Raw genomic sequence first — 11,738 nt, forward strand, 5'->3', positions numbered from 1 at the left:
TGTTATGGGATCACATTATAAATAAGTGCTGATGCGCTTAAATTATTTGAATCCTTAATATAACGATATTGTTTTTTCCAAAACCAACTACCTGTAGTTTTATCAAACGTATTAAACCCTACCGTGTCACCTTCAACATTTACGTTATTCATGGCGATTGTTACATTACCTTTGCGCTGGGCATTATGTATTTCGTTATGGCTATAACTGTCACTCATCATCATTGGATAATGGTTTGGCATAAAGCTATTTACCGCATCACCTTGCGATTTTAAACGGCCATCAGTATCAATACTTTGACTACAACTTCCAAATGAACGAGCTGAACTTGCACCACATGAAGAGTGCGATGCAACCACCGAGTCATCATTGCCTTTTAAAAATCCACCGGTTAATCCTAAGTATGCATTACCATCTGCCACAAAGCGTAAACGAGGTGTACGTGCATCAGGAAATGGTGATATTTTACGGGCGTTATTCACTTTTAAATCGTGTAATACGCCCACGGCCTCGGTTACATCACTTCCTAGCCACCATTTGAGTGCAGCATCGACCGCAAAGTTCCATGATGCGCCAGTTAAAGCACTAACAGCGACGTCAGCAAGCTCACTTCCACCGCCCGCGCCTGCTAAATCAAACGTAGCCACGATATTAAGCGGCTGTAATCCTTCGTTTTCTAACCAGTTTTCTTGATTATCAATAATATGGCGTGCAACTAAGTCACCTGTTGAATGTGTTACAAATACACAGCCATCACTGCATAAATTAGAGCGTGAAATTTGCTTTAATTTAGGCCATACCCAATCGGTAGCAATCTTACCTTCAACGCGTTCATAAGCAGGCCAGTCAATTCGCTCATCCGCACGATTATTCCAGTACGATTGCCAATATGTTTCACCATCATTAATTACATCACTTCCCGATTTATTAGTTATTTGCGAGGTTTGTAAGCCATGAATTAATATAATTTTGTAGTCTTTACTCGCTGCAGAAAAGCTCATTAACATAGCAAGTCCCGCACCGATTAGGTGGCTTGGCTTAATTAATTTGTGTGTGTATTTGTTGTTCATTCAATTCCTTAATGTTGTGTACTTAATATTTTATTATCATTTAAGGTATTCATGTTGGTCTGCGTAAGCTTGTCAGCCTAAGCGCTCACTAGTATTAGGAACAACGAACAAAAATGCAACAACTTATTATCATTTAGGAAGGGTGGGAATTTATTTCATACTGATTAATGAGTTAACAAAGGTATAGTTGTTAAATATGAAATTATTAAATGAGTTTCAGGGGGATATTGAGGTATAATATTAAAACGAGCACCATTAAACGTGCCCGCTATAGAATAAGGACAAAGCTAATCTAACCGTTGGCTTTAAGCTCACTGGTAAATTGCCCAATCGCATTTACAACTTCTTGCGCGCCTTGTTGGATCTCTTGCATCACTTCACCAGATTCTTTAGATAACGCCAAGCCTTGCTCTGCTTTTTCTTTACCTTTTTCTATTACAGCAACCGTATTTTGTGTTTGTGATTGATTACGTTGCACAACTTCTACAATTTCTTCTGTTGCTTTTGATGTACGCGATGCAAGCAGCCTAACTTCATCTGCAACAACGGCAAAGCCTCGACCTTGCTCGCCAGCTCTAGCCGCTTCAATTGCGGCATTTAATGCTAATAAATTTGTTTGTTCAGCAATGCTACTAATGCTTTGTACAATACTTGATATTTGCTGCGACTGCTGATCAAGCGCTGAAATCTCATTCGCAGCTTGCTCCATGTTAATAGCCAGCTCAGTCATTACTGCAACAGTGTCTTGTATAACGCTCGCGCCCTGTTCTGCTTTTTTATCCGTTTGGGTTGAGGTGCTATAAGCAATCTCGGCCGCTTGTGAGATTGCAATTTCTTGATTTACTTGTTCAGTAATAACTGTGGCAAACTTCATCACTTTATAAAGCTCATTTGCGTCATTTGAGATTGGGTTATATGACGCTTCTAACCAAACAATATTGCCGTGTTTATCTACGCGTTTAAAGCGCTCAGCAATAAATTGACCATCTCTTAATTTATCCCAAAATTGCAGGTATTCTTGGGAGTTGTACTCTGAAGCCTCACAAAATGTGCGATGGTGTTTTCCTATTAATTCACTTTCTTGATAACCCATTGCAGCTAAAAACTGTTCATTTGCTTTTAAAACATGGCCCTCTAAATCAAATTCAATTACCGCCATAGAGCGATATATAGCTTTAATAGTATCGCTTTGCTCGCGAGAAGCTGTAATTGTTTTTGTAAGTACACTCCCGAATATAGAAAAATAGAGCAACTGATCTTGCTCACCTTTTACAGGATGTACTATTAAACGTAACCATTCAGCTTTGCCATCGCTGCGCATAACCTGTAATGCACCGCCCCAATGCCCTTCTTTTTTAATAGCTTGTTGCAAGCTTTTAAATTCGACAGATTGTCGAGACGAATCTGTAATAAAATTATCAAAAGAGTTATTAGTTAGCTCATCTTCGCTATAGCCTAGGTTTTCTAAAAATTTATCGTTGGCGTGCGAAATCCTGCCATCATAAAGAATGTTCAGTACTAACATCTCTCGGTAAAGCCCTTCCCACACTTGTTGTAATGGATAGAGCTCTGCTTTTAAAGAGGCTATTTCATTTTGTTTATTTTTAGAAAAAAACATTAATATCCTTACGAATACATTCAATATAAAATTAATTTTAGTATAGAAGACATTTATCATAACGCGATAAATAATAAGAACTTTAACCACTTTCGCGTATTAATTTCTACATGAATGAGAATGTATTTATCTAACCGTCTCGGTGCTATGCTATTACTAACAGCTTAAAAAGTTAGCCTTTCATATAAACCAGATGCTCTTGATACGCTTTTATTCATTGCTAATTGCAGTACTTTTTTATCAGCCACCAGCTCAAAGGTATTTTTAGCGCGGGTTATACCCGTATAAACTAATTGCCTGTTTATACCCATGCGCGCTTGTTTTAGCGGTGGCAATACCATAGCGGTGTAGTTAAACTCTGAGCCTTGTGATTTATGAATGGTCATTACGTATACTTTATCGTGTGCGGGGAGTCGTGCAGGCGAAAATGCTCGTTGGTTACCTTGCTCATCAATAAATATGGCTTTGAGTTGATTACTTTCATCTGGCATTAAAATACCAATATCACCGTTAAATAACTTAAGCTGGTAATCGTTTTGGCTCACCATAATAGGCATACCCGTATAGTGGTGAGTATTAGGACTTACGGTAATTAAACCTTGCTGTTGCAACACGCGCTCTATTCGTTGATTTAAGCTATGCACGCCGTAATCGCCCTCTCGTACCGCAGCTAAAAGCTGATAACTAGCAAAAGCAGCATGCACTTGTGCAACACCTGCACCTTGGGCAATTAAGTTAAGGTATTTTGCATAATGACTTGCTGCACTTTTAACGAGTTTTTCAATCGGTTTTGCTACAAAGTCGTAATCTAAAATTACATCGTTAAAGCGCCCTTCAGTACTTTCTTGTTCTACGTAATTTAAAATACCGGTGTTATTGGTGTTTACCGCAAGTGCAAGTTGACCAATACCGCTTTGTGCGTCAAATCGATAACTGTGTTGTAAAAAGGCAATGCAATCTGCGAGTTTAAATTCACTCGCACTTTGCGCTGCAAGTTTAGCCTCGTTATTAAAGCATAAATTATTTAACTCATCACAACGTGCTTGCGAATAGCGTGGCGTTTGTCCAAGTGTTAAACCTTGGCATAAATCGCTCATTACGCTGCCGGTATCTACTGAGGCAAGTTGATCTTTATCACCTAAGAGTATTAACCGCGCGTGCGCGGGCAGTGCTTCTATTAATTTAGCCATCAGCGATAAATCGACCATACTGGCTTCATCAATAATTAGTACATCTAAATGCAGCGGATTGCTTTTGTTATGCCTAAATTTATTAGTAAACGGTTTTACACCTAACAAGCGATGAATCGTTTGAGCGCTTTGCGGTATCAGTGTTTTTATATCATCAGGAATCGTTGTGAGCTTATTTTTAGCGCCCAAAATAGACTCACTTAAACGTGCAGCTGCTTTACCTGTAGGGGCCACCAGCTTAATACTAAGGGGTGCTGTTTCATAAAGTGACTGCAAAATAGCCAGCAACTTAGTCACTGTGGTAGTTTTACCTGTACCTGGGCCACCCGTGATCACACTAAAGCCTTTGGTGGCCGCAATCGCGCACGCCACTTTTTGCCAATCAGTTTCAACAGTTGAATCAGCAGGAAAATAGGTATTTAAAAGCCCTGCTAATACTTCATTATTAATATTGAGCTTTCGCTCGCTCATGCTTAATAGTCTATCAGCAAGTGTTTGCTCATAACCTGCAAGGCGCGAAAAATAAAGTCGCTCGTTAAATAATTGCAATGGCTTACTCTCGCCAACGCTTTCATGGTTTTGTAAATAACTAACCGCTGTGTGTACATCAAAGTCATCACTAAACGGGCTTAGCGTACTGGGTACATTGCCATCGAGTTTATTAAAGTCACCTTTGCGCAAGTTAAAAGGATTGCTCCAATCAACTTCATTTAAGGTTAAACAACTGTGCTGACTTTGCTGCGATAAGCACAGTAATAAAACAATATAAAATAGTTCATTATGTGTTTGCTCTATGCCATTAGTACTCAGTAATTCAGCGAGCTTAACATCAACTACACGTAATCGTTTTTCAACTAATAAATACTCAAGTAACGGCACTTCGGTAATTGAATATTTTACAGCCACCTCATTTTGTGATTTAAGAATATTTAGAGGCTCATCGCTAGGCGCTTGATCAATATCGTCAAACAAGCCAGGTTGTTCATTTAAATCGCTCATAGCATGGCTCCTTGGCTAAATAAGCCATCTAAAATAATCACTTGTTCTACAGTTAGCTTTTTAAAGTACACGCCTTGCCCTGCTGGCATTCCACGTAAAAAAGTGTAATACACGCCGCCTAAATGGGTTTCAATTGAATAATCAGCTATACGTTGTTTTAATAAACGATGCAGCGCTACCGTGTAGATTAAATACTGTAAATGATATTGATGACTGCTCATCGCTTGCTCAAGCATATCGCCTTCGTAATCAGCTGGCGTACTGCCTAAATAATTAGACTTATAATCTAAAATATAATACTTACCTTGGTAGCAAAATATTAAATCGACAAAGCCTTTTAACAAGCCTTTTACTTGCGAAAACTCAAGCTTACTTTGCGTAAAACCAAAATGTTTAACCAACATTTCGTTTAGCTTAGGTGCACTTAAGCTCTCAAGTGGTAAATTAAATTCCATTTCGACTAGGCAATCATTGGGTGCAAGCACACCCAATGAAAGAAGGCTGTTTTCTAGAGAGCTGTTATCTAGGGGGCACGCAAGAACATCAAGCACCCATTTTTCAGCCACTTCTCGCCATTGCTCACCTATGTGGTATTTTTCAAGGCTGCGCTTAACTACCTCAGATAAGTTTTGCTCGGTATTAGTTGGATGAACTACTGGGCTAGTAAAATCTATTTGTTCAAATATTTCGTGCAGACAGCTACCGGGCTTTGCCCCTTTAGGAAAACTATAAGGTGATGGTAGTTCGTCCTCTTGCACTGCGAACTCGTCTTTTTCGTGATCTTCATCACTTCGCCCTGGGGCTAATTGGTCGCTATGCTTTTTAAAGCTCAACGCACTAAAGCTGGTTGCTCGCCAATTACGCTCAATAGTTGCCGTTACACTATTAACAGTTAATGTTTGCTGCGCACTTTCACTATTATTAAAACTAAGTGTTCCCTGCTCTAATAATGTGTGTGAGGTAAATTGCTGATAGCCCATCGCGCTATTAGCATCGCAAAACTCACTTAAATGCGTGCGCCATGTTTGGCTACTGGCAAGCTCAAGCCCTGCAAATAAAACGTGTCCTAGTGCACTACTTTGCATAGCTAAGCGACTACTTTGCCCTTGCCCAATGTTATAAACACCCAGTGCACAAAAATGCACAGCCCGCGTGAGAGCTACATAAAGCAGGCGTAAATCTTCAGCTAGGCGCTCTTGCTCTGCTTTTTGAAGTGCATCTTCGTCTTTACTTAAATCGTAAATTAGCTTGCCGTTATCGTGATAAAGCGCTTCTTTTGTTTCGCGATAGCCACTGGCAAACGGCATAAATACCAGTGGGTATTCAAGCCCTTTTGAGGCATGCATAGTGACAATTTTAACTAAGTTGGCGTCACTTTCTAGGCGTACTTGTACTGTTTCACCGTCTTGTTGGCTTACCTTTTGTGCAAACCAGCGCAGTAAACGTAGCGTGCCTTCAAGCTCTATTTGTTTTTGTTGAAGTATTTCGCCCAAATGCCTAAAGTCCGTCAGCCAACGCTCTACGTTATACCCTAAACCTTGCCATTTAGCGCTAAGTTGGTTGTGACTCATTAAGCGCTCAAGCATAGCCATAGCGCCTTGCTTGTTCCAAATGTGGCTAAGCTGTGCAAAAAAGTTTAAATGCTCTTGCCATTTATTTTCATCATCGGCGAGTGCGTGTATTTCGTTATAGCTTAAACAAAATAACGGGCCAGCTAATACACCGCGCAGCAGTGACTCGTCATATTGCCCATGCAGCGCCGTTAAAAAGTTAAGTAGGTGATGGCTAAGCTCTTGGCTAAAAACACTTTCGCGCGATAAATACACGCTGGCTATTTTGGCTTCGCTAAGCGCTTTTTTCATTATTTGTGCTTCAACACGGTCGCGCACTAATATACAAATATCGGCAGCGCTTACAGGAGTACTGCCAATACAGGCATTACCTTGTTTTGCTTTTTCAAGCAGGGTCACTATTTTATTAGCAAAATGAGTGGCTAAATGTGCTTGCCCTACACCTTTGTTGGTTGGTTTGTTTTTTTCGTCTGCGGCTTCATCTACAAATACGTTAAATTCGAATGCGGTCGCGGGTTTGCCATCAATTAAAAAAGAGTCTTCCGCTTTTTTACCTTTAGCAGCTACTGCGTTAAACGGTATGGCGTCGTTATAAATAAAGCTGTTAGCGTGTTTGCCAAATAAACTATTAACGCTATTTACTATATCGGTGCTTGAGCGAAAGTTAGTACCTAGCGTAAATTGCTGATCAGTCTGTACAGCTTCTTTTGCGCCAATATACGTAAAAATATCTGCGCCCCTAAAGCCATAAATAGCCTGTTTGGGGTCGCCTATCATGGCAAGCGTGGTATTTTGTTGCCCATAAATTTTACTAAAAATACCGTACTGAATGGGATCGGTATCTTGGAATTCATCAATCATGGCAACCGGAAACAACTGCGCAATTTTTTGTGCTAGTACGTCGCCTTGCTCGTTATTAAGCGCACTGTATAAATTGGTCAATAAGTCATCTGGGGTGATAACGCTTTGCTCTTGCTTGCGCTTAATTATTGCGGCTTTTACCCAGCGTGCTGCATGTTGTATAACTGCTATTTTGAGCCCTTGGTTTATGGTGTTATTAAGGGCGGCAAGCTCGTCAAACTGACTCAGTAATGGATGCACAAATAATGGCTGATTTTTTTTATAATTGCTCGCATCGCTTAAGTTTTCTGTACTCCACACTTCAAACGAATACTTGTTAGTGCCAAATTCAAAAAACAAATCGCCGCCCAAACAAAATGCCTCGAGCGCACCAAGGCTGCCTTTTCGTGCTGGCGTTTTAGACCCGCTTAAACCCGAGCTTTTAATGGCACCGATAAACTCTTGCTCTAACACCGCTTTTTTAAATGCGGGTACACGGGTTATGTACTCGTCACGGGCTTTCCATACATCATCTAAATTTATTTGTGGCGTAATGTGCGCATTAGCTTTATTTAAAATGCTCGCCACTTGAGCGAATAAAGCCTCGGGTGCGGCAAACACATCTAAAATAGCATCGGTGCGTTCTTTATTAAGTGGGTATACAAACGCACGCCAAAAATCTTTAATGGTTTCGAGCAGTATGTCACGCTCATCTAAAATAAATTCGAGATTAAACGCCACTCCCGACTCAAACGCATGTTGTTTTAGCATCCGCTGACAAAAGCCATGAATAGTAAAAATAGCGGCTTCGTCCATTGATTTAGCAGCTGCATCGAGTAAATCAAAGGCGCGGTGTTTATCATCAATTTTGGCAATTACGCCTTCAATGAGTTCGTCGTTTGGGTCTTGCCCAAGCAGTGCATCGCGCGCAGCAATAATTCGGCTGCGCACGCGGTCTTTAATTTCTTGTGTGGCCGCGTCGGTAAAGGTTACTACCAAAATTTGCTCAACGCTAAGCGGCGTATTTAACTCACCTTCTATTTGCATGCCTAACAAGTAACGTAAATACAGCCCCGTAATTGTATAGGTTTTACCAGTACCCGCACTGGCTTCTATTAAACTTTGGCCAATGAGCGGCATAGTAAGAGGATTAAGCGCTTGCATGGTCACTCTCCTTTGCGTGTTCAAATAAAGGCGTGAGCAATTTGTCACTCCATTTTATAAATTCTTCTTGGCAATCGTTTAGCGATTGCACCGTCAAGCGAATATACGGATTTTCGCCCTCGCCTCGACCTATGTATTGCGGGCTAAATTTGCTCATTGCTTTTGTTATATCGCCGCCGCTTTTAACGTATTCATAACCACTTACCGGAAAAAATGGCACGGGTTCTTTGCGTAGCGCTTTGTATAACTCAAACCAATCGGCTAATAGTGCATCGGCATCAGCTTTATTAATTGGCGCAAAGGTAATTTGCTTATCAAGCCCAAGTAACAATGTTTCTACTTGTTGATCCATACTTTGCGCTGCAAGATGATAAATAAAGCCTTTAATTAAATCTTTGGCTTTAATACTCGCGCTGCGATAAAACACTTGTTTTTGCAAATAAACATGATTTAGCCAGCCTTCTATTTTGGTATTTTCAATAGTAAGCAAAACTTCTATTGGCTCACTTTTTCCGCCTTTAATGTGCTCTTTAACTTGCCCTGCAAGCGCGTCAACTCGGTGCTCCATACCCTCAAATATGAGACTGCCTACATTGGCTTGAGGTAACTCACCCCGCTGCAGTATTTGCTCGGTACTCAGTGGTTGCTCGTTTATATTGGCTTTAAGTATTTCATCAAGGTAAAAATAACGGCGCAGCGCATCTAGGCTAAATGGTTCTTCGTCTTTTGCTACTTCGTTAAATTGTGGCAGGCGTAAACCTAATGTTTGTTGATAAAAGCTCTCTTGTGCGCTGCACACACTTTTAATAAACACATCGAGATCTAACTGTTCTGGCACAGTCACATCAAGTGCAATAACCGGCTGTGGTTTAATTGACTCACTTGGCAGCCAAATTGGATTGTAACTGTGGTTACTCAGCACAGTATTGGATTGTTCGTCTGCTAAATAATAATGGCTATTAAAGGGCTGTAAATGCTGCTGATTAATTAGACATGCGGGCAGCGCTTTTTCACTCTTTTCGCTTAATACAAAACTACGCCCAATATATTCTAACAGCTCGCTTACAAGCGTTGATGGCATGCGCGGTTGGTTATCAAAACACGAGCGACCAATGTAACTCATGTATAAGTTGTCGCGGGCACTCAGTAGCGCTTCTAAAAATAAGTAGCGGTCATCTAATTTACGTGATCGGTCACCTTTTTGCTTTTTAGAGTAAGGCACTAAGTCAAAACCAATGGGTTGTACGTTACGCGGGTAGTCAGCATCGTTTAAGCCCAGCATGCATACCACTTTAAATGGTACGGCGCGCATGGGCATAAGCGTACAAAAGTTTACTTGCCCAACCAAAAATCGCTGCCCAACGCCTTTTTCTTGAATGCCTTGTTTAATTAAGTAACTAACAATACGCTGCGAAACCGCTTTACTGTAATCACCATTGTCGTGGTGTTTTTGTAACTCTTCAAGCACGTTTTGAAGTACTAATAAATCCCAGCTGTCATCGCTGTCACTTTCGTATATCGCGTTTAATAACTCACTTAAAATATGCGCTTTATTAGTGAGCGTATCATCAGGCGTTAGCTGCTCTTTAAAGCTTTGCAGTACATCAATAAAGTGCACGAGCTTGTTGAGTGTATCAAGCGCCATGCCTTCTACTTCATCGGCGCTGTAAATACCATTAAACGGGCATTGCTCGTCGCGCTGCGCTATGCCAAGCAATAAGCGGTTAAGCCCGTGTTGCCATGTATTTAAATCAATAGCGGGTAAATCAAAGCTGCTTTTATGCTCAGCATTTATACCCCATTTTACGCCCACCCGCTCAAGCCAGTATTGAATTTGCTCGTACTCGTGCGCTTCAAGGCCAAATTTTTCGGCAATTTGCGTTACTTGCAGTAAATCAAGAATATCCGACACACCAAAGCGCGAAAACGGTAAGTTAGCTAAACTAGCAAATGAGCTAAGCACGGGCTTTTCTTGCTCTATGGCTAAATCGGCCAATGCGTATGGAATAAAACGGCTGCCTTGTGCCCCGCCAAATACGGCTTCAATGTAGGGGCTGTAAGTGCCTACATCGGGCATCATGACAATTATGTCTTTGGGGGTAAGCGCCGGGTTTTGATTAAACAAGTTAAGTAAGTAGTCGTGCAAGCGCTCAACTTCTCTGAGCGGTGTATGGCAATCGCTGAGCGTAATGCTGGTGTCGGTTGCGCTGATTGGTAATTTACCTTCGTCGTTTATAAACCACTCTTTGTTATCGGTCAGCGATTCACCTTTAAACGCAAGCTGATAAATCTCGCTTTGTACTTGCCCTAGTAAGGTGTCGTCAAACACATCAATAAAACCATCAATCCAACGGGCATCTAACTGTACAAGTTGTTCAAAATAGTCGCGGCCTAATTTACCCCACGACGATAACAACGGATTACCAATAAAGTAGTATTCTTCATCTGGATTGGTTTGTTTTTTTTGTTGTGCTTCCACCAGCGGCATTTTAGCGTATTTAGCGCTTATTTTAGCCGCTGTTTTTTCATCTATAATATCGCCCCAGTAATGCTCACTTGGGTTAAAAAAGAATAATATAACCTCTGTTTTTTTACTCAGCGCTTCAAATACGTCTAGCTGGGAGCTGGCAATCGCAGATATACCAAATAAGCTAATGCGTTGTGGCAGTAAGCTATTATCCATAGTCTCAAGCGCTGCAAGTAACTGCCCTTGCATATTAGCGCGATGAAATTGACTTTGCCCAAGGTCTTGGCTTAATTTTACAATGCGTCGCCATAAGTCAGGTTGCCATGGTGCAATGGCTACATCTACATCATCAAGCTCATCTTTGCCGCTATCCCATGTGGCTATCCAGTGTGGTCGGTACATTAAATATTGGTCGTACACGTCGGCTATTTTTTCGCACAGCGCAAAAGTTTTTTGCCCGTCAATATCGCCCTCTAAATAGGTTTTTAGCGGCAAATATAATGGCTCATCAATACAGTTTGGTAAAATTGCAAATAGTTTCCAAGCAAGGTTGGGCTTGTTAAATGCCGACTCTTTAGGGACATTTGGCAGTAATTGCTGATACAACTGCCAAATAAAGCTCGACGGCAGCGGAAAATCCACCTGCGCTGCAACCCCTAAGTTTTCGCTCAAACCTATTTTTAACCACTGCGACATACCCGGCGATTGCACTAGCACTACTTCTTTGTCGAACGGGCTTTGCAATGGGTTTACTTTTAACAGCTGGTGGAACTGCGCTTGCAGGGCTTCCATACGGTTTGATTGAATAATATTTAGCAT

The 11,738-nt window shown here is 41.1% G+C and carries 5 protein-coding genes; all 5 read right to left on the reverse strand.

Features of this window, described 5'->3' with window-relative positions; translation table 11 throughout:
• Positions 1-2: 2 nt before the first annotated feature.
• On the reverse strand, positions 3-1,070 hold the full coding sequence (locus tag I6E80_RS06260) for a hypothetical protein (protein ID WP_024599149.1): 1,068 nt from the start codon (positions 1,068-1,070) through the stop codon (positions 3-5).
• A 292-nt stretch (positions 1,071-1,362) separates the two neighbouring features.
• Positions 1,363-2,688: a PAS domain-containing methyl-accepting chemotaxis protein gene (locus I6E80_RS06265; protein WP_076923815.1), complete on the reverse strand. Its 1,326-nt coding sequence runs from the start codon at positions 2,686-2,688 to the stop codon at positions 1,363-1,365.
• A 164-nt stretch (positions 2,689-2,852) separates the two neighbouring features.
• Positions 2,853-4,877: an exodeoxyribonuclease V subunit alpha gene (gene recD / locus I6E80_RS06270; RefSeq protein WP_197185098.1), complete on the reverse strand. Its 2,025-nt coding sequence runs from the start codon at positions 4,875-4,877 to the stop codon at positions 2,853-2,855.
• Positions 4,874-8,452: an exodeoxyribonuclease V subunit beta gene (gene recB, locus I6E80_RS06275; RefSeq protein WP_197185099.1), complete on the reverse strand. Its 3,579-nt coding sequence runs from the start codon at positions 8,450-8,452 to the stop codon at positions 4,874-4,876. Before recB ends, recD begins: the two co-directional genes overlap by 4 nt.
• Positions 8,439-11,738 carry an exodeoxyribonuclease V subunit gamma gene (gene recC / locus I6E80_RS06280; RefSeq protein WP_197185100.1) on the reverse strand — a complete coding sequence of 1,100 codons (3,300 nt, stop codon included), beginning with the start codon at positions 11,736-11,738 and terminating at the stop codon, positions 8,439-8,441. The genes recB and recC overlap by 14 nt, the downstream gene beginning before the upstream one ends.

Origin of the sequence: Pseudoalteromonas sp. NSLLW218 (assembly GCF_015864775.1) — a bacterium.
Lineage (GTDB): Bacteria > Pseudomonadota > Gammaproteobacteria > Enterobacterales > Alteromonadaceae > Pseudoalteromonas.